This window comes from Curtobacterium flaccumfaciens pv. betae, from assembly GCF_026241855.1.
In the GTDB taxonomy this organism is placed as follows: domain Bacteria; phylum Actinomycetota; class Actinomycetes; order Actinomycetales; family Microbacteriaceae; genus Curtobacterium; species Curtobacterium flaccumfaciens.
Genome location: NZ_JAPJDC010000001.1, coordinates 885,428 through 903,934 on the forward strand (window position 1 = coordinate 885,428; position 18,507 = coordinate 903,934).

Annotated in this window: 16 protein-coding genes; 9 read left to right on the plus strand and 7 right to left on the minus strand. The window is 70.4% G+C overall.

The genetic code is table 11. From position 1 onward, the window contains the following. Positions 1 to 2: 2 nt before the first annotated feature. Positions 3 to 509 (plus strand): PH domain-containing protein, encoded by a 507-nt coding sequence (locus ORG17_RS04235; protein WP_214527098.1) that lies wholly within the window; start codon positions 3 to 5, stop codon positions 507 to 509. A 105-nt stretch (positions 510 to 614) separates the two neighbouring features. On the opposite strand, the gene ORG17_RS04240 is transcribed toward ORG17_RS04235, so the two are convergent. From ORG17_RS04240 to ORG17_RS04250, 3 genes are read right to left on the minus strand one after another with little or no spacing between them, the layout of a single operon-like run. Then, positions 615 to 2,759, minus strand: a complete 2,145-nt coding sequence (locus ORG17_RS04240; RefSeq protein ID WP_110864436.1) for a dipeptide ABC transporter ATP-binding protein — start codon at positions 2,757 to 2,759, stop codon at positions 615 to 617. Continuing rightward, positions 2,752 to 3,690: an ABC transporter permease gene (locus tag ORG17_RS04245; RefSeq protein ID WP_083404166.1), complete on the minus strand. Its 939-nt coding sequence runs from the start codon at positions 3,688 to 3,690 to the stop codon at positions 2,752 to 2,754. Before ORG17_RS04245 ends, ORG17_RS04240 begins: the two co-directional genes overlap by 8 nt. Before the next feature lie 3 nt (positions 3,691 to 3,693). Then, positions 3,694 to 4,674: an ABC transporter permease gene (locus tag ORG17_RS04250; RefSeq protein WP_027464558.1), complete on the minus strand. Its 981-nt coding sequence runs from the start codon at positions 4,672 to 4,674 to the stop codon at positions 3,694 to 3,696. 255 nt (positions 4,675 to 4,929) lie between these two features. On the opposite strand from ORG17_RS04250, the gene ORG17_RS04255 reads away from it, so the two are divergent. After that, entirely contained in the window at positions 4,930 to 6,648 is a 1,719-nt protein-coding gene (locus ORG17_RS04255) for an ABC transporter family substrate-binding protein (RefSeq protein WP_071244946.1), read from the plus strand. A gap of 139 nt (positions 6,649 to 6,787) precedes the next feature. On the opposite strand, the gene ORG17_RS04260 is transcribed toward ORG17_RS04255, so the two are convergent. The 3 genes from ORG17_RS04260 to ORG17_RS04270 form a co-directional block, all read right to left on the minus strand. Beyond that, entirely contained in the window at positions 6,788 to 7,339 is a 552-nt protein-coding gene (locus ORG17_RS04260; RefSeq protein WP_214527100.1) for a PH domain-containing protein, read from the minus strand. Positions 7,340 to 7,532: 193 nt separating this feature from the next. Beyond that, a complete protein-coding gene (locus tag ORG17_RS04265; protein WP_071244944.1) occupies positions 7,533 to 8,012 on the minus strand; it encodes a peroxiredoxin in 480 nt (159 codons plus the stop codon). 76 nt (positions 8,013 to 8,088) lie between these two features. Next, positions 8,089 to 8,838: a CPBP family intramembrane glutamic endopeptidase gene (locus tag ORG17_RS04270; protein ID WP_214527102.1), complete on the minus strand. Its 750-nt coding sequence runs from the start codon at positions 8,836 to 8,838 to the stop codon at positions 8,089 to 8,091. Between the two features lie 121 nt (positions 8,839 to 8,959). Between ORG17_RS04270 and typA the strand changes: the two genes are divergently transcribed. The 7 genes from typA to ORG17_RS04305 all read left to right on the plus strand — a co-directional run bounded on the left by typA (position 8,960) and on the right by ORG17_RS04305 (position 16,990). Then, positions 8,960 to 10,882, plus strand: coding sequence for a translational GTPase TypA (typA, locus tag ORG17_RS04275; RefSeq protein WP_027464562.1), 1,923 nt, complete (start codon positions 8,960 to 8,962; stop codon positions 10,880 to 10,882). 97 nt (positions 10,883 to 10,979) lie between these two features. Further along, on the plus strand, positions 10,980 to 12,173 hold the full coding sequence (locus tag ORG17_RS04280; protein ID WP_027464563.1) for an amidohydrolase: 1,194 nt from the start codon (positions 10,980 to 10,982) through the stop codon (positions 12,171 to 12,173). A gap of 117 nt (positions 12,174 to 12,290) precedes the next feature. Further along, positions 12,291 to 12,839 (plus strand): hypothetical protein, encoded by a 549-nt coding sequence (locus tag ORG17_RS04285; protein ID WP_051596503.1) that lies wholly within the window; start codon positions 12,291 to 12,293, stop codon positions 12,837 to 12,839. A gap of 19 nt (positions 12,840 to 12,858) precedes the next feature. Next, on the plus strand, positions 12,859 to 14,043 hold the full coding sequence (locus ORG17_RS04290) for a PIG-L family deacetylase (RefSeq protein ID WP_214527104.1): 1,185 nt from the start codon (positions 12,859 to 12,861) through the stop codon (positions 14,041 to 14,043). A 35-nt stretch (positions 14,044 to 14,078) separates the two neighbouring features. Beyond that, positions 14,079 to 14,396 (plus strand): ferredoxin, encoded by a 318-nt coding sequence (gene fdxA, locus ORG17_RS04295; protein WP_017887060.1) that lies wholly within the window; start codon positions 14,079 to 14,081, stop codon positions 14,394 to 14,396. A 12-nt stretch (positions 14,397 to 14,408) separates the two neighbouring features. Then, entirely contained in the window at positions 14,409 to 15,527 is a 1,119-nt protein-coding gene (gene dapC / locus ORG17_RS04300; protein ID WP_027464564.1) for a succinyldiaminopimelate transaminase, read from the plus strand. 164 nt (positions 15,528 to 15,691) lie between these two features. Further along, complete coding sequence (locus tag ORG17_RS04305; RefSeq protein WP_081827170.1) at positions 15,692 to 16,990, plus strand: citrate synthase; 1,299 nt, start codon at positions 15,692 to 15,694, stop codon at positions 16,988 to 16,990. A gap of 454 nt (positions 16,991 to 17,444) precedes the next feature. Here the strand turns inward: ORG17_RS04305 and dapD are convergent, their stop codons facing one another. Then, positions 17,445 to 18,410, minus strand: a complete 966-nt coding sequence (dapD, locus tag ORG17_RS04310) for a 2,3,4,5-tetrahydropyridine-2,6-dicarboxylate N-succinyltransferase (RefSeq protein WP_214527106.1) — start codon at positions 18,408 to 18,410, stop codon at positions 17,445 to 17,447. Positions 18,411 to 18,507: the final 97 nt, after the last annotated feature.

The window sequence follows — 18,507 nt, forward strand, 5'->3', positions numbered from 1 at the left end:
CGGTGGCGTCCGGCCTCGTCGCCGTCCTGGGGCTGTTCCTGCTCGGCGATGCGGCGTTCCGGGGGAGCTGGGACGTCGTCCTCCGCGCCGCCGGCCCGATCGCCGTGCTCGTCTGGGCACTCTGGGTCCTGACCTACCGCCCGTGCATCGTCATCGACGAGCGCGCGGTCACCGTGGTCAACCCGCTCCGCCGCACCGTGGTGCCGTGGCAGGCCGTCGCCGACGTCCGGCTCCGCTGGCAGATCGTGATCGAGACGGTCGCCGGCCGGAAGGTCCAGTGCTGGGGCGGCCCGTCGCTGCCACGGCCGAAGCCGGCCCGGCGGGGTGAGCGGGCGGTCCTGCGACAGCCCGACGAGATGACCGTGCTGCTCGACCGCTGGTCCGAGCACCGCGACGGCACCGGCGCCGGTGACGCCGTTCGCGGCTGGGACGTGCCGGCCCTGACGGTCGGCGCAGCCGCGCTGGCGCTGCTCGCCTCCTCGCTGCTCAGCCTGTGGCTGGGAGCCTGACGCGGCTCGCGATCGCGACCACAGGACGGACGGGAGGCCCGGCGCACGACGTGCTCCGGGCCTCCCGTCCGTCTGCTGGTCACGTCCACGACGTGACCAGCGTCGTCAGACGACCGCGCCGACCCGCTCGGTGAGCAGGTGCTCCTGGTCGGTCTGGATGCAGGCGACACCGCGGCCGTGCACGGGCTCGAGACCCGGGTCGATCGTGCGGCACTGCTCCTGCCGGCCCTCGTCGAGGAGCTGGTAGAGCGGGCAGCGCGTGCGGAACCGGCACCCGTCGATGCGCTCCGTGGGGGAGGGCAGGTCGCCGTCGAGCAGGATGCGCCCGCGGGCGGCCTCGGCCATGGGGTCCGGCACCGGCACGGCCGAAAGCAGGGCCCGCGTGTACGGGTGCTGGGGGTCCGAGAATACCGCGTCGCCGTCGCCGTACTCGACGATGCGGCCGAGGTACATGACCGCGACGTCGTCGGCGATGTGCCGGACCACGGACAGGTCGTGCGCCACGAACAGGTACGACAGCCCGAGGCGGTGCTTGAGGTCCTCGAGCAGGTTGATCACACCGGCCTGCACCGACACGTCGAGCGCGGAGACCGGCTCGTCGAGCACCAGGATCTTCGGCTCGACGATGAGCGCACGGGCGATGCCGATGCGCTGCCGCTGGCCACCCGAGAACTCGTGCGGGTACCGGTCGATGTAGCTCGGCTCGAGCCCGACCAGCTCGAGCACCTCGCGCACCCGCCGGCGGATCTCGTCCTTCGCGACGCCGTGCACGGTGAGGGGTTCACCGATCACCGAGCCGATGTCGAGCCGCGGGTCGATCGACGCCATCGGGTCCTGGAACACGACCTGGATGTCGCGACGCAGTGCAAGACGGTCCTTCTTGGACAGTGAGGCGGTGTCGACGCCGTTCACCCGGATGGTGCCGTGCTGGGCACCGGCGAGCTCGAGGATCTCCATGATGGTGGTCGTCTTGCCGCAGCCGGACTCGCCGACCAGGCCGAGCACCTGCCCGCGCTTGAGCGTCAGGGAGATGCCGTCGACGGCGTGCACCTCGCCGATCTGCCGGCGGAAGAGCGCGCCCTTGGTGAGCGGGAACGTCTTGACGACGTCCTGCAGCTCGAGCACGACCTCGTCGCCGTGGTCGACCGCTGCCTCGGGGACGTCCTCGGGGCGGGGGAAGATCTCCGAGCGCTCGAGGGTGCCGGCGGCGATCTCGTCGCGACGGATGCACGCGGCGGTGTGGTCGTCGAGCAGGGTGCCGTTGCCGATCGTCTGGACGGCACCGGTCAGGACCGGGTTGTCGGCGCTCTGCGGCACCGTCGGTGCGACGAGGGCGGGTTCGCCGTCGCGGCAGGCGTCGATGACGGCGGGGCAGCGGTCGGCGAACGGGCAGCCGGTCGGCTTCTGCGTGAGCAGGGGCGGGCGGCCGTCCAGCGGGACGAGCCGCTCGGTGCGGGCGGACGTCATGTTCGGCATCGAGCGGAGCAGCCCGATCGTGTACGGCATCACCGGCTCGCGGAACAGGGGGAGCACCGGCGCCGTCTCGACGATCCGGCCCGCGTACATCACGGCGACGCGGTCGGCGTTGCCGGCGACGACGCCGAGGTCGTGGGTGATGAGCACGACGGCCGCGCCCGTCATGTCCTTGGCGGTCTGCAGCACGTCGAGGATCTGCGCCTGGATCGTCACGTCGAGCGCCGTGGTGGGCTCGTCCGCGATGATCAGCTTCGGGTCGTTCGCGATGGCGATGGCGATCATCGCGCGCTGTCGCATGCCGCCGGAGAACTCGTGCGGGAACGCGTCGAGTCGTCGAGCCGGGTTCGGGATGCCGACGATGCGCAGGAGCTCCTCGGCGCGGGTGCGTGCGGCGTGCTGGGTGAGGGAGCGGTCGTGCAGGCGCAGGCCCTCGATGATCTGCTGGCCGATCGTGTACACCGGCGTCAGGGCGGACAGCGGGTCCTGGAACACCATCGCGATGTCACGACCGCGCAGCGCCGACATCTCGCGGTCGTTCCTGCCGACGAGCTCCTGTCCGTCGAACCGGATGCTGCCCTGCACCTGGGCGGACGACGGCAGCAGGCCCATCACGGCCATCGAGGACACCGACTTGCCGGAACCCGACTCGCCGACGATGCCGAGGAACTCGCCGGGAGCCACCGAGTAGTCGACACCCCGGACCGCGTAGACGGGCTTGGTCTTCGGGTTGAACGTGACCGACAGGTCGGACACGGTGAGCAGCGGCTCAGTCACGGTTGGCTCCGGAGGTGGGGTCGATGGCGTCGCGCAGGGCGTCGCCGAGCAGGCTGGTCGAGAGCACGGTCGCGACGAGCGTCGCGGCGGGCAGGACGAAGAGCCACGGGCGGGTGACGGCGGACTGGCTGCCGGCGGCGAGCAGGGTACCGAGCGAGACGTCGGGGATCTGGATGCCGAAGCCGAAGAAGCTCAGCGAGCTCTCCGCCAGGATCGCCGCTCCGACGCCGAGCGTGGCGTCGATGATGAGCAGCGACGCCACGTTCGGCAGGATGTGCCGCCGGATGATCGTGAACGCCGGGACACCCATGAACCGGGCGGCCTTGACGTAGTCGCGTTCGCGCAGGGACATCGTCTGACCGCGGATCACCCGGGCCATCACCATCCAGCTGAACACCGCGAGGCCGACGATGAGGGCCACCCACGTCAGGTTCTTGAACACCGGGCTGAGCAGCACGAGCGCGTAGAACGACGGGATCACGAGCAGCAGGTCGATGACCCACACGAGCAGCCGGTCGGTGACGCCGCCGAAGTACCCGGCGATCGCGCCGACGATGCCGGCGATCAGGGTCGCCGCCGGACCGGCGATCAGACCGATGAGCAGCGACTTCTGCAGGCCGACCAGGGTCTGCGCGTAGATGTCCTGGCCGATGTCGTTCGTGCCGAACCAGTGCGCGGCGCTCGGCGGCATGCCGAACGCCAGTCCGTCCGAGTCGACGGCGTTCCAGTGGTACAGGTACGGGCCGAGGAACGCCCAGAGGATGATGAGGAGCAGGGCGCTGCCGCCGATGCGCGCGCGCCAGGTGCCGAACACCTTGCGCCAGAGCGGGGTGCGGCCGCCCTTCACCTCGATGACGTGCGCCGGCGTACCGGCGTTGCCGTCGCCGGGGTCACCGGCGGTGGTCGTGGTCGTGGGGTCGAGAACAGACACGGGTCACACCCTCACTCGCGGGTCGAGCGCGGCGTACAGCAGGTCCGCGAGGGTCCCTGCGATGAGCACGAGGATCGCCGTGAAGAGGATCGTGCCCGACGCCGCGTTGATGTCGTTGTTGCTGATGCTCTGGACGAAGTACTCGCCCATGCCGTGCCAGCTGAAGACCAGCTCGGTGATGCTCGCGCCGGTCAGGATGAGTCCGAACGAGTACGCGAAGAAGGTCGACATCGGGATGAGGGCGACCCGCACACCGTGGCGCATGATCGCCGACCCGCGGGTGCGGCCCTTCGACCGTGCGGTGCGGATGAAGTCGTTCGACAGCACGTCGAGCATCGCCGAGCGCTGGTAGCGCGAGTACGTGGCGACGGCGCCGATGGTGAGCGAGATCGTCGGTAACAGCAGGTGCCCGAGCCGGTCGCCGAGCACCGGGAAGAACCCGGTCACCCCCGGCGTGTACTCGCCGGTGAACCGGATCACCTGCGTCCCGACGCCCTGGTTGAGCGTGGTCGCGAGGATCATCAGCACGACCGCGATGACGAAGGTCGGGGTGGCGAGCACCGCGAACGACAGGTAGGTCGACACCTGGTCGGACGTGCGGTACTGCCGGACCGCGTTCCAGACGCCGAGCAGCACCCCGAGGATCGCGCCGAGCAGTGTGCCGATCACGAGCAGCCGCAGGCTCGTGCCGGAGCGGGCGATGATGTCGGCCGTCACCTCGGTGCCGCGGGTGCTCATGCCGAGCGAGCCGTGCGTCACCAGACCGACCCACCAGTCCCACGTGCGGACGAGGAGCGGGGTGTCCGGATCGGCGCCGAGCTTGCGGAGCGACGCCTGGATGGTGCCCGGCGGCACGGCCGGGTTGCGCCCCAGGAACCGTGCGGCCGGGTTGAGCGTCGTGCTGGCGAGGATGTACCCGAGCGTGGTCGCCACGATCGTCAGGACGATGTAGTTGACGATCCGCTTTGCGATGAAGGCGAGCATGTGGTTCGTGACCTCTGGGTGCGGCCGTCCGACCGGACGGCGTTGTCGGTGGCGACAGGCTAGCCGTTCGAGCGACTGGGTGGGACAACGGAAGTGACGCTATGCAACATTCGTTACGAGCGTGTTTCGATTCATCGCACAGACCCTTGTGCCGCCTTCGGATGTGGCTAGGGTTCTCAACCAACAGGCGCGACGGCGGGGGCCGCCGCGGTCCAGCGCGATCTGCGCGAACCACAACGAAAGGGAATCCTCGCCATGCGAAAGAGGATCAAGGGCATCGCCGTCCTGGCCACCGCTGCGGCAGCTGCCGTCGTGCTGGCCGGCTGCTCCGGCGGCGGAGAAGCGGGCGGCGACAACTCCGCGGTCGCCGAGTCGTCGCTGAAGTCGACCGGCTGGACCGTCGCGGATCGCGCCGACGTCAAGGACGGCGGGTCGATCACCCTGCCGATCGACACGGCTCCGGCGAACTGGCAGCTGGCCAACCTGGACTCGGGGACCGTCGACGACACGACGATCTCGCAGACCTACCTGCCGGGCTTCATCCAGTTCAAGGAGAACGGCGAGTGGGAGGCGAACAAGGACTACGCGACCTCCGTCGAGCTGACCAAGGACTCGCCCCAGACCGTCGAGATCAAGATCAACCCGAAGGCCGTGTGGTCGGACGGCACCCCGATCAGCGCGAAGGACGTCATCGCGAACTGGAAGGCGCTGAACGGCACGAACAAGGCCTTCGCGCCCCTCGCCACCAACGTGTGGGAGGACGTGGACTCGGTCAAGCAGGGCTCCGACGAGCGTGACGTCATCATGACGTTCTCGAAGACCAACGCCGACTGGGCGAGCGTCCTCGGCGCGATCTACCCGTACTGGGCCGTCGACACCCCGGACCACTTCAACAAGGCGTGGGCCAAGGGTCCGTACGCGGCCGACGGCAAGACCTACGTCTCCGGTGGCCCGTACATCCTGAAGTCCTTCGACGCCAACGGTGGCGTCGTGACCTTCGAGAAGAACCCCAAGTGGTGGGGCGACGAGGGCAAGCTCGACACGATCGTCTTCAAGACGGTGTCCCGTGACGGTGTCGCCCAGGCGTACGGCAACAAGGAGCTCGACGCCTTCAACCTGAACGGCAGCGCCGACAACCTCAAGACGGCGAACTCGCGCTCCGACTCGAAGATCGAGCGGTCGCTCGGCACCACGCAGCGCCAGATCACGCTGAACGGCACCTCGGACGTCTTCAAGGACCAGGACGTGCGCCAGGCGTTCGCGCAGGCGATCAACCGCAAGGTGCTCGCCCAGGCGATCCTGTCGCCGGTGAAGAGCCCGGGTGACGTGCTCAACAACCTGACCTACCTGCCCGGTCAGGAGGGCTACAAGGACGACGTGTCGAGCGTCTACGGCTACAGCACCGACAAGGCGAAGTCGAAGCTCGAGGACGCGGGCTGGAAGATCGGCTCGGACGGCTACGCGACCAAGGGCGGCAAGGAACTCGACGTCCGCTTCGTGATCCCGTCGGACAACCCGAACTCGGCGAACGTCGCGCAGCTCGTGCAGCAGCAGACCAAGCTCGCCGGCTTCAAGGTGACCATCGACACCGTGCCCACCGACGACTTCTTCACGAAGTACATCACCACGACGACCCGTGACTTCGACGCCACGTACTTCGCGTGGCAGGGCACTCCGTTCCCGATCTCGTCGCTGAAGTCGATCTACTACCCCGCCGACGCCGGCCAGAACTACACCGGCGTGACGGACGACTCGCTCGGTGCCGCCTGGGACAAGGCGAACGGCGAGCTCGACCCGGATGCCCGCATCAAGGACGCGCAGGCCATCGACAAGAAGATCGTCGCGGTCGCCGGCACCATCCCGCTGTTCGCCGAGCCGTACGCCTGGGGCGTGCGCAAGGACCTGGTGAACTACGGTCCGGCGCAGTTCCAGCAGTCCTCGGTCAAGTGGCAGGACGTGGGCTACACGAAGTAGTCGGCACCGCGTTCACGAACGACACCGTTCACGAACGACACCGCACCCGAACGACACCCCCGACGTCGCACGACGTCGGGGGTGTCGTTCTGCGTCGGGCTGCCGGCCGACCTGACCGGCCGCGACGACTGCGCGACCGCTAGAACCGAGCCGCCGCCAGCGACGCCGCGACCCCGAGGACGACCATCGCCAGGATCGTCCAGCCGTGGGTGCGGTGCGTGATCGGCGCAGCCGTCACGCTCGACGGGGGCGGCCCGTCGTGCGCGGCCGATGCGGGCACGTGGGCCAGCATCCGCGCGGCCGCAGCGTTGACGTCCAGGCGATCCGGGCCTCCCGGCCGGTCACCGGTGTGCGCTGCGAGACGCGCCGTCGGGCGGGTCGCGATCCAGACGCGACGGACGCCCTCGCTGGTGACCACCTCGATGCCGTACTTCGTGCGCACCTCGCTGATGCGTGACCAGGTGTAGCTGCTGGTCCGCCGGACGTCCACGATGCGCAGGTGCTCCGGTGTCAGCTCGATCCGGGGACGCCACAGCGCCGCCCACGCGACGAACGCGACGGCGATGCTCGGGATCGGCACGAGCCAGGGGGCACCGCCGCCGAGCAGGGCCAGTGGGACGAGCACGACGGCCACGACCCAGAGGACGACGGCGAGGGCGCGCAGGCCGGGGGCGACGATGGTGGTGGGCACCGGACGAGGGTACGAGATGCCTCCCCGGAGACGCCCGGGGAGCGGGTGTGACACACCGGCGCGTATCTCCGGACGACCCGATTCCCCGGGGAGGCAGATCCTGGACGGACCCTCGTGCCGTCCATGGTCGTCGCCCCCAGTTGGGGTGTCAATACCCCATCTCGGCGCACTCAGCGGACTCCCACGCCGGGGACTACGAAACGAGCAGTTCGATCTGTTCGCGGATGGTCTCGGCCTTCGGGAACCGCAGACCGACCAGGCCGACGTGCCGCCACCGGACCACGCCGTCGGGGCCGATCACGAAGACCGATCGGCGCAGGCCGATGCCCGGTGCCTGCACCCCGTACGAGCGGATCACCGAGCCCGCGGTGTCGCTGAGCAGCGGGAACGCGAGCGAGGACCCGCGGGCGAACCCCTCGTGCGAGTCGAGTGCCTGCGGGCTGATGCCCCACACGGTCGCGCCGAGGTCGGTGAACTCGTCGAGTTCGGCTTGGTAACTGCAGAGCTGGGCCGTGCAGACCGCCGTCGCGTCGCCCGGGTAGAAGGCCAGCACCACGGTGCGGCCGATCTCGGCGGACAGGTCGTACTCGTCGTCGGTGCGGACGCCGCCGCGCACGACCATTCCCGGCAGGGTGAACGACGGGGCGGACTCGCCGATCGCGGGGATGCTCATGGGTCTCACGGTAGGGCGAGCCGGCGGGGGTTGCCCCTCGGCGCGCTGTGCGGGGGCTGTGGATGCGCTCCGTGGCCTACGAGAACAACTGCGGGAACGCGTGCGCCACCCAGGGGTACCCGACGAAGACCACCGCGTCGAGCAGGGCGTGCGTGATGACGAGCGGCAGGAGCCGGCCCCACCTCGTGTAGATCCAGCCGAACACGATGCCCATCACCGCGTTGCCGATGAACGCGCCGAACCCCTGGTACAGGTGGTAGCTGCCGCGCAGCAGGGCGGTCGACAGGATCATCTGCCAGCGACCCCACCCGAGGTCGCCGAGTCGGGCGTAGAGGTACCCGATCACGATCACCTCTTCCTGCAGGCCCGAGCGGATCGCGGACAGCAGCAGGACCGGGACCGTCCACCAGTACGAGTTCAGCGCGGCGGGGTCGACCGCGACCGTGATGCCGAGCGCCCGCCCCGCGAAGTACAGCGCGAGCCCCGGGATCCCGATGCACAGGGCGATGAGCGCCGGGCCGCCCAGGTCCGGCTTCGCCCGGAACCGGTCGATCCCGAGCCGCCCGAGGTGCGGCCGCGACGTGCTCCACAGCAGATAGCAGACGAGCGCCACCGGGGCCAGGTCCACCGCGATGCCGAGGAGCTGCCGGGCGAGGTCGACGTACTGCACCGTCGTCGACGAGGTGTTCAGGGCCGTCGACTGCTCGCCGAGCGGGGTCGCCTGCGACAGGTCGTCGATGATCTGCAGGATCGAGTAGAGGGCGCTGGCACCGAGCGAGAGCAGCAGGACGATGGTGATCTCGACCCACGTTCGCCGACGGCTCATGCGCTGTACTCCTGTCGCTTGCGAACTACCGGTAGACTGGCGTGTCGGGCGTTCTGCCCACGGGTGCGGTGCTGTGAAAACACTGGCCCGACACTCTCCCTGAAATTGAAGGATGTCCTGTATGGCGCTCGCCACCCGGTCCGACCTGCGCAACGTCGCCATCGTGGCACACGTCGACCACGGCAAGACCACCCTCGTCGACGCGATGCTCACGCAGACCAACTCGTTCGACGCCCACTTCGAGGGCGAAGACCGCATGATGGACTCGAACGACCTCGAGCGCGAGAAGGGCATCACGATCCTCGCGAAGAACACGTCGGTGCTCTACAACGGCAAGCACGCGACCGAGTTCGGTGCGGACGGCCCCATCACCATCAACGTGATCGACACGCCCGGCCACGCCGACTTCGGTGGTGAGGTCGAGCGCGGCCTGTCCATGGTCGACGGTGTCGTGCTGCTCGTCGACGCCTCCGAGGGTCCCCTGCCCCAGACCCGCTTCGTGCTGCGCAAGGCGCTCGCCGCGAAGCTCCCGGTGATCCTGCTCGTCAACAAGACGGACCGCCCCGACTCCCGCATCGACGAGGTCGTCTCCGAGTCGCAGGACCTGCTCCTCGGCCTCGCCTCGGACCTGTCGGACGAGGTCGACGACCTCGACCTCGACGCGATCCTCGACGTCCCGGTGGTCTACGCATCGGGTCGCAACGGCGCCGCGTCGCGCAACAAGCCGAACGACGGCGAGCTGCCCGACAACGACGACCTCGAGCCGCTGTTCGAAGCGATCCTCCAGCACGTCCCGGCCCCGAAGTACGACGACGAGCACCCGCTGCAGGCGCACGTCACGAACCTCGACGCCTCCCCGTTCCTCGGTCGCCTCGCGCTCCTGCGCATCTTCCACGGCACCATGAAGAAGGGCCAGACGGTCGCGTGGGTCAAGCACGACGGCACCGTCGTCAACGCCCGCATCACCGAGCTCCTCATCACCAAGGCGCTCGACCGCTACCCGGCCGAGTCGGCTGGCCCCGGTGACATCGTCGCCGTTGCCGGCTTCGACACGATCACCATCGGCGAGACCCTGACCGACCCCGAGGACGTCCGCCCGCTGCCGACCATCACGGTCGACGACCCGGCGATCTCGATGACGATCGGCACGAACACCAGCCCGCTCGTCGGCAAGGTCAAGGGCCACAAGCTGACCGCCCGCATGGTCAAGGAGCGCCTCGACCGCGAGCTCGTCGGCAACGTCTCGCTCAAGGTCCTCGACATCGGCCGCCCCGACGCGTGGGAGGTCCAGGGTCGTGGTGAGCTCGCACTCGCCATCCTGGTCGAGCAGATGCGTCGCGAGGGCTTCGAGCTCACCGTCGGCAAGCCGCAGGTGGTCACGAAGCGTGACGAGAACGGCAAGCTGCAGGAGCCGTACGAGCACATGACGATCGACACGCCGGAGGAGTACCTCGGCGCGATCACGCAGCTCATGGCCGCTCGCAAGGGCCGCATGGAGAACATGACGAACCACGGCACCGGCTGGGTGCGCATGGAGTTCATCGTCCCGTCGCGCGGCCTGATCGGCTTCCGCACGTCGTTCCTGACCGAGACCCGCGGCACCGGCATCGCCAACGCGATCTTCCACGGCTACGACGAGTGGGCTGGCGCGATCCAGACCCGCATCAACGGCTCGATCGTCTCCGACCGCTCCGGTGTGGTGACGCCGTTCGCCATCACGAACCTTCAGGAGCGGATGTCGTTCTTCGTCAACCCGACCGAAGAAGTCTACGAGGGCATGGTCATCGGCGAGAACTCGCGCGCCGACGACATGGACGTGAACATCACCAAGGAGAAGAAGCTCACCAACATGCGGTCGGCGAACGCCGACACGTTCGAGTCGATGACGCCGTCGCGTCAGCTCTCGTTGGAGGAGTGCCTCGAGTTCGCCCGTGAGGACGAGTGCGTCGAGGTCACCCCCGCCGCCGTGCGCATCCGCAAGGTCGAGCTGGACGCGTCGGCTCGCCAGCGCTCCTACGCGCGTCTCAAGCGCCAGGACGCGTAAGCACCAGCAGCAACACCCGCGGAGGCCCGTCCTCCGTCCGACGGCCCGGTCACCTGCAACAGGTGGCCGGGCCGTTCGCGGTTGTACCGTGGTCAGCGTGACTCTCGACCTGCTCTCGATCTACCAGGACCTGCACGCCCACCCGGAGCTCGGCTTCCAGGAGCACCGCACCGCCGGTGTCATCACTGCGAAGCTCGCCGAGATCGGTGGGATCGAGGTGACGACGGGCGTCGGCGGCACCGGCGTCGTCGGTGTCGTGTCGAACGGCGAGGGCCCCGTGGTCTGGCTCCGTGCCGACATGGACGGCCTGCCCGTGCAGGAGCGGACCGGCCTGTCCTACGCCAGCGAGCACGTCGGCACCGACGACGAGGGCCGCGAGGTCCCGACCATGCACGCCTGCGGCCACGACATCCACGTCACGTGGCTGCTCGGCACGCTCGAGCGCCTGGTCGCGACCACGGGGGACTGGCGCGGCACGGTCGTCGCCGTCTTCCAGCCTGCTGAAGAGGTCATCTCCGGCGCCCGCGCGATGGTCGAGGACGGCCTGGTCGAGCGGTTCCCGAAGCCGGACGTCGTGCTCGGGCAGCACTCCGCGCCGGCGCCGGTCGGCATCGTCGCCGTCGGCACCGGCCCCGTGATGGCGTCGAGCGACCGGCTGACGGTGACCTTCAACGGTCGTGGGGCGCACGGTTCGGCACCGCAGGCCTCGCTCGACCCGGTCGTCACCGCGGCCTCGGCCGTCGTGCGGCTGCAGACCGTCGTCGCCCGCGAGGTCTCGCCGAGCGACGCGGGGGTCGTCACCGTCGGCAGCTTCCACGCCGGCACGCGCGCGAACATCATCCCCGACGAGGCCGTCATCGAGATCTCGACCCGGGCCCGCAACGAGGAGACCCGCCAGCGCATCATCGCGTCGATCGAGCGCATCGTCCGTGCCGAGAGCACGGCCGGTGGCCTGTCCGAGCCGACGATCGTGCGTGCACCGGGCGCCGAGGTCACCGTGAACGACGCCGAGGCCGCCGCCACCGTGCTCGAGGCCATCCGCGCCGAGGTGCCGGGAGCCCGCGACCTGGAGATCGGGCTCGCCATGGCGTCGGAGGACGTCGGTCAGCTCGCCACCGCCGCCGGAGCACCGCTCGTGTACTGGTTCACGGGCATCACCGACCCGGAGCGCTTCCGCCGCGGCGAGGAGATCCCGAGCAACCACTCGCCGTTCTACGCGCCGCAGGCCGAGACCGCGATCCCGGTCGGTGTCGACGCCCTGGTCGCGGCGACGCGCGCGTACGTCGCCTGACACGTCCTTCGGGAAGGAGGCCCGGGGCGGCCCCGCCGCGCACGTGACCGCCCCGGGGACGGCACGTTCACAGCCAACTCGCGCCGGGCCTCCCGGCTCGTCCGTTACGGTCGCGCCATGCGCTCCCTCCGTACCCCGCTGATCGCCGCCGTCGCTGCCGGCATCGCCCTGGCCGGACTCACCGGCTGCTCGACCCAGGCCGTGCAGCAGGCCACCGACCTCGGGTCCTCCGTCGCGTCGAACGTCGCCGACGGGGTCGCGGGCATCGACGGCAAGGCGATCCAGGACGGCATGTCCTCGGTCGCCGGGGGCATCGACGGCGCGCTCGACACGGCGCTCAAGGGCGCGGACGTGACCTCCGACGGCAAGGTGCCGGACGGGTTCCCGTCCGCCGACGTCCCGCTCGTCGACGGCACCGTGCTCGGCGGGGGAGCCGGACCGAACGGCTCGGGGTGGGTCGCGCAGGTCCGGGCGGCCTCGGTCGACGACTTCCAGGCCGCCGTGCAGCAGCTCACCGACGCCGGGTACACCGAGTCGGCGAAGCGTGCGGACTCGTCGAGCGCGTTCGGCATGTTCCGGAGCGACGCCTACCGCGTCGTCCTGACCTTCTCGGAGAGCAAGGACAGCGGCGGCGTCACGGCGACCTACATCGTCACGCCCCGCTAGTCCCGTACCCTTGGGGACGATGTCGAAGGCCCCTGCCACGCGCCCCGAGCGCGTCCTGATCGTGCACGCCCACCCCGACGACGAGACGCTCTCGTCGGGCGGGACCATCGCGACCCTGCTCGAGCGCGGCGCCGAGGTGACCGTGCTCACCGCGACCCGGGGCGAGCGCGGCGAGATGCTCACGGAGCAGTTGGCCCCGCTGGCGGGCGACCCCGCGCGGGTGGCACGGCACCGCGAGACCGAGATCGCCGCGGCCCTCGCCGCCCTCGGCGGGCCGCAGCACCTGTGGCTCGGCGGGCGCGGTGCCCGGCCGACCGACCTGCCGGAGCGTCGCTACGTCGACTCCGGCATGCAGTGGGGCCCGGACGGGCGGGCCACCGCCGCGGACGACGCCCCGGCCGACTCACTGACCGCGGCAGACCTGGGCGAGGTCGTGGACGACGTCCGCGCCGCGATCCGCTCCACCGGTGCCGACGCCGTGATCAGCTACGCCGACGACGGCGGCTACGGGCACCCCGACCACGTGCGGATGCACCACGCGGCGCAGTACGCGGCCCGAGCCGAGGAAGTCCCGTTCTCGATGATCGTCGACCCCGACAGCGGTCAGGCCGACGTCACGGTCGACGTCCTGCCGGTCCGGGCCAAGGTGCGTGCGGCGGTCGAGCAGTACCGCTCCCAGGTCGCCGTCGACCCCGTGGACCCCGCCGACCCAGCGGCCCTGTCGTGGGTCATGCCGCACGGCGTCCGGCAGCACGCCCCGGCGGTCGAGGCGTTCCGGCACGACGCAGCCCCGCAGCCGGCGGCTCCGCAGACCTACGCCGAGATGTCCGGCCAGGGCAAGGCCGCGGCGGTCGTGGTCTCGCTGCTGCTCGGGCTGCTCGCCGGCGGCCTCGGGACGGTCACGCACCAGCAGACGATCGGCGCGCTCCCCGTCGGACTCGTCGTCACCACCCTCATCGTGCTCGGCCTGACCGTGGGCGTGCGGCTCGTCTACCGCTCGCGTGCGATGGTCGCCGCGATCGGCATCGGGATCCTCGTCGCGACGCAGGTGCTCGTGTCGGTCGGCGGGGAGAGTTCGCCGCTCGTCCTCGCCAACGCGGCCGGGTACGTGTGGACGTTCGCCCCCGCGGTCATCGCCGCCCTGGTCCTCGCGTGGCCGGACCTGTCGGGGCTGCGGTCCCGGACGGCTCCGGGCCGCGAGTAGACTCGAACCCGCTCGTCGAAGGGAGCACCCGAACCGTGACCTACGTGATCGCCCAGCCCTGTGTCGACGTTAAGGACCGCGCCTGCATCGACGAATGCCCGGTCGACTGCATCTACGAGGGTGACCGCTCGCTCTACATCCACCCCGACGAGTGCGTCGACTGTGGTGCGTGTGAGCCGGTCTGCCCCGTCGAGGCCATCTACTACGAGGACGACCTGCCCGACCAGTGGGCCGACTACTACAAGGCCAACGTCGAGTTCTTCGACGAGGTCGGGTCGCCCGGCGGAGCCGCGAAGGTCGGCGTGATCCACAAGGACCACCCCGTCGTCGCAGCCGAGCCCGTCCGCGGCTGACCGGACCCCCTCGTGGCGCTCGACCTCCCCGACTTCCCCTGGGACCAGCTCGTCCCGTTCAAGCAGCGCGCCGCGGCGTACGAGGGCGGCATCGTCGACCTCAGCGTCGGATCGCCCGTCGACCCCACGCCCGAGGTCGTCCGCACCGCCCTGGCCACCGCGACCGACGCGCACGCCTACCCGCAGGTCGCCGGCACCCCGGCGCTGCGGCAGGCCATCGCCGACTGGTACGGCCGTCGCCACGGCGTCGCCCTGACCGAGGCGAACGCGCTGCCGACGATCGGCTCGAAGGAGTTCATCGCGGGCCTCGCGCTCTGGCTCGGCATCGGCCCCGGTGACACCGTGGTGTTCCCGGCCGCCGCGTACCCGACGTACGAGCTCGGCGCCGCCCTGGTCCGCGCCGATGCCCTGGCCTCGGACGACCCCGCGGCGTGGCCGTCCACCACGAAGCTCGTGTGGCTGAACTCCCCGGGCAACCCGGACGGCCGCGTGCTGACCCTCGACGAGCTCCGTGCCGCCGTGGTCCGCGCCCGCGAGCTCGGAGCCGTCATCGTCGGCGACGAGTGCTACGCCGAGCTCGGGTGGGACCCGGACCACGCCACCACCCCGACGCCCACGATCCTCGACCCGCGGGTCGTCGGCGACTCGCTCGACGGCGTGCTGAGCGTGTACTCGCTGTCGAAGCAGTCGAACCTCGCCGGCTACCGTGCGGCCTTCGTCGCCGGTGACGCCGCGATCCTGGCCGACGTCCTGGCCGTCCGCAAGCACGCCGGGCTCATGCCGCCGCTGCCCGTCCAGCAGGCGATGGTCGTCGCGCTGCAGGACGAGACCCACGTGCAGCAGCAGAAGGCCCGCTACCGGGCTCGCCGGAACATGCTCCGGCGAGCACTCGAGGACGCCGGGTTCCGGATCGACCACAGCGAGGCCGGGCTCTACCTCTGGGCCACCCGTGGCGAACCCGCACTCGACACCGTGGCCTGGCTCGCCGACCGCGGGATCCTCGTCGCACCCGGCACGTTCTACGGCGCAGCAGGGGGCGAGCACGTCCGCGTGGCCCTGACGGCGACCGACGAGCGCATCGCCGCGGCGGCGCAGCGACTGGCGAGCAGCCGTCGCCTCGGCACCGCGTAGCACGGACACGAGTACTCCGGGCGGGCCCCGCAATCCGTGAGAACCACCAAATCGTCACCTGGGATGTGTGCACGACCGACAGGTGCCGCGATTAGGCTGTCCTCGTGACTGACACTGCCAATGACGCTCAGAAGACGGCCACACCGCCCACCACGCCCGTCCCCGTGAGTCCCGCCGCCGAACAGCAGGGCGCGACCGCGACGCTGACGTTCCCGGGCGGCACGGCGGAGTTCCCGATCCTACAGAGCGTCGACGGCGCGTCCGCGATCGACATCTCGACCTTCAAGAAGCAGACCGGGATGAACACGCTCGACTACGGGTTCGTGAACACCGGTGCGACGAAGAGCGCGATCACCTACATCGACGGCGACCAGGGCATCCTGCGCTACCGCGGGTACCCGATCGACCAGATCGCCGGCAACTGCACCTTCCTCGAGGTCGCGTGGCTCCTGATCTACGGCGAGCTGCCCACCCCCACCGAGCTCGAGCAGTTCGACGCCCGCATCCGTCGGCACACGCTGCTGCACGAAGACCTCCGCCGCCTGTTCGACGCCCTGCCGCACTCGGCGCACCCGATGTCCGTGCTCTCGAGCGCCGTGAGCGCCCTGTCCACGTACTACGAGGACGACATGGACGTCGACGACCCCGAGAAGGTCGAGCTGCAGACCGTCCGGCTCCTCGCCAAGCTCCCGGTGATCGCGGCCTACGCCCACAAGAAGGCCATCGGGCAGGCGTTCCTGTACCCGGACAACTCGCTGTCGTTCGTCGACAACTTCCTGCGGCTGAACTTCGGCACCATGGCCGAGACCTACAAGCCCAACCCGGTGCTCTCGAAGGCGCTCGAGCGGCTCCTCATCCTGCACGAGGACCACGAGCAGAACGCCTCGACCTCGACGGTGCGCATGGTCGGCTCGACGAAGGCGAACATGTTCGCCTCGATCTCGGCCGGCATCAACGCCCTGTACGGCCCGCTGCACGGCGGTGCCAACGAGGCCGTGCTCGAGATGCTCCAGCAGATCAAGGACTCGGGCGAGCCCGTGACGCGCTTCGTCGAGCGGGTGAAGAACAAGGAGCAGGGCGTCAAGCTCATGGGCTTCGGACACCGCGTCTACAAGAACTACGACCCGCGCGCGAAGCTCGTCAAGGAGTCCGCGCACGAGGTCCTCGAGTCCCTCGGTGTGCAGGACGACCTGCTCGACATCGCGATGGAACTCGAGCAGATCGCGCTCGAGGACGAGTACTTCGTCAGCCGCAAGCTCTACCCGAACGTCGACTTCTACACCGGCATCATCTACAAGGCGATGGGCTTCCCGCCGCGGATGTTCACCGTCCTGTTCGCGATCGGTCGTCTGCCGGGCTGGATCGCCCAGTGGCGCGAGCTGAACAACGACCCGCTCAACAAGATCGGTCGCCCCCAGCAGCTCTACGTGGGTGCGCCTGAGCGGGACGTCCCCTCGCGCTGACCGACTCCGAGCGCCCCGCCCCACGGTTCCGTGGCGCGGGGCGCTCGTGCGTGTGCGCGGGTTGGCATTCCGCCCGCTCGCAAGGCGGTGGGGCGGCGGGACGCGCCGCTCGCCTCTGCCGAGTGGTCGTGAACTGTCGTCGGGCGGGTGTCGAACCGACGGTTCGTGCGCCCTCGGCGCCCCGCGGGCGGTGTGTTGTGACCACTCGCGGGGCGCGGCACTGGACGCGACGGCCTGGAGGCCGGGTGGCGGTCTCGTGGACCGGCCCCGGGCCTCCCGTGCGGGCGTGTCGGGCGCGGGCGGCAGGGCGCGCCGCTCGCCTTCGCGGAGTGGTCGCGAACTGTCGTCCGCCGGGTGCCGAACCGACGGTTCGTGCCCCCTCGGTGCCCCGCGGACGGTGTGTCGTGACCACTCGCGGGGCGGGCCTCCCGGTGGGCGCGCCGGGCGTGCAGCGCTACGCGTGCAGCGCGGTGTTCAGCTGGATGCCCTCGCCCTTGCGCTGCAGCGCCTCGACGGCCCCGCTGACGCTGTTGCGGCGGAACAGGATGTTCGGGGTGCCGGAGAGCTCGGCGGCCTTGACGGTCTTCGGGGTGCCGTCGGGGTTCGGGGCCGCGCCGACCAGCACCACCTTCGTGCCGGCCGTGACGTAGAGACCGGCCTCGATGACGGAGTCGTCGGCGAGCGAGATGCCGAGGCCCGCGTTCGCGCCGAGCAGCGCGCGTTCGCCGAGCGAGACACGGTGGGTGCCTCCGCCGGACAGCGTGCCCATGATCGAGGCGCCGCCGCCGATGTCGGTGCCGTTGCCGACGACGACGCCCTGCGAGACGCGGCCCTCGATCATGGCGTCGCCGAGGGTGCCGGCGTTGAAGTTCACGAAGCCCTCGTGCATGACGGTCGTTCCCGGTGCCAGGTGGGCGCCGAGACGGACCCGGTTCGCGTCGCCGATCCGCACGCGGTCCGGCACGACGTAGTCGACCAGGCGCGGGAACTTGTCGATCGCGTGCACGGCGATGCCGGCGCGCTGCAGGGACGGGCGCAGGCGCGTCAGGGACTCGGGGTGCACCGGGCCGGCGTTCGTCCACGCGACGATCGGCAGGTGGCCGAAGACGCCGTCGAGGGAGACCTCGTTCGGGCGGACGTGCAGGTGGCTCAGCAGGTGCAGGCGGAGGTACGCGTCCGGAGTGCTCGTCGGGCCGGCGTCGATCGTGATCTCGGTGGTGACGGCTTCGATCCGGACCTCACGGCGGGGGTCGTCACCGACGTGTGCCTGCAGCTCGGCGGGGAACACGGCGTCGGCGGGCAGCGCGCCGAGGTGCGTCTCGGGGTACCAGGTGTCGAGCGTCGTGCCGTCGGCGGCGATCGTCGCGAGGCCGTGGCCCCAGGCGTGGGTCGGGCGGTCGGTGGCAGTCGTGTCGGTCACGGCTCCAGGGTACCGAGCGCCGTTCGGCGGGCACCGTCCGTCCGGACTGCCGGGGCGGTGGGGCCGCCGACCGTCCGGACTACCGGGGCGGTGCGAG

Excerpts from the sequence above, each read along its gene's own strand:
- ORG17_RS04290 (WP_214527104.1), top strand. The coding sequence starts at position 12,859 with ATGTCGAAGGCCCCTGCCACGCGCCCCGAGCGCGTCCTGATCGTGCAC.
- ORG17_RS04250 (WP_027464558.1), bottom strand. The coding sequence starts at position 4,674 with ATGCTCGCCTTCATCGCAAAGCGGATCGTCAACTACATCGTCCTGACG.
- ORG17_RS04265 (WP_071244944.1), bottom strand. The coding sequence starts at position 8,012 with ATGAGCATCCCCGCGATCGGCGAGTCCGCCCCGTCGTTCACCCTGCCG.
- typA (WP_027464562.1), top strand. The coding sequence starts at position 8,960 with ATGGCGCTCGCCACCCGGTCCGACCTGCGCAACGTCGCCATCGTGGCA.
- ORG17_RS04255 (WP_071244946.1), top strand. The coding sequence starts at position 4,930 with ATGCGAAAGAGGATCAAGGGCATCGCCGTCCTGGCCACCGCTGCGGCA.
- ORG17_RS04285 (WP_051596503.1), top strand. The coding sequence starts at position 12,291 with ATGCGCTCCCTCCGTACCCCGCTGATCGCCGCCGTCGCTGCCGGCATC.
- ORG17_RS04270 (WP_214527102.1), bottom strand. The coding sequence starts at position 8,838 with ATGAGCCGTCGGCGAACGTGGGTCGAGATCACCATCGTCCTGCTGCTC.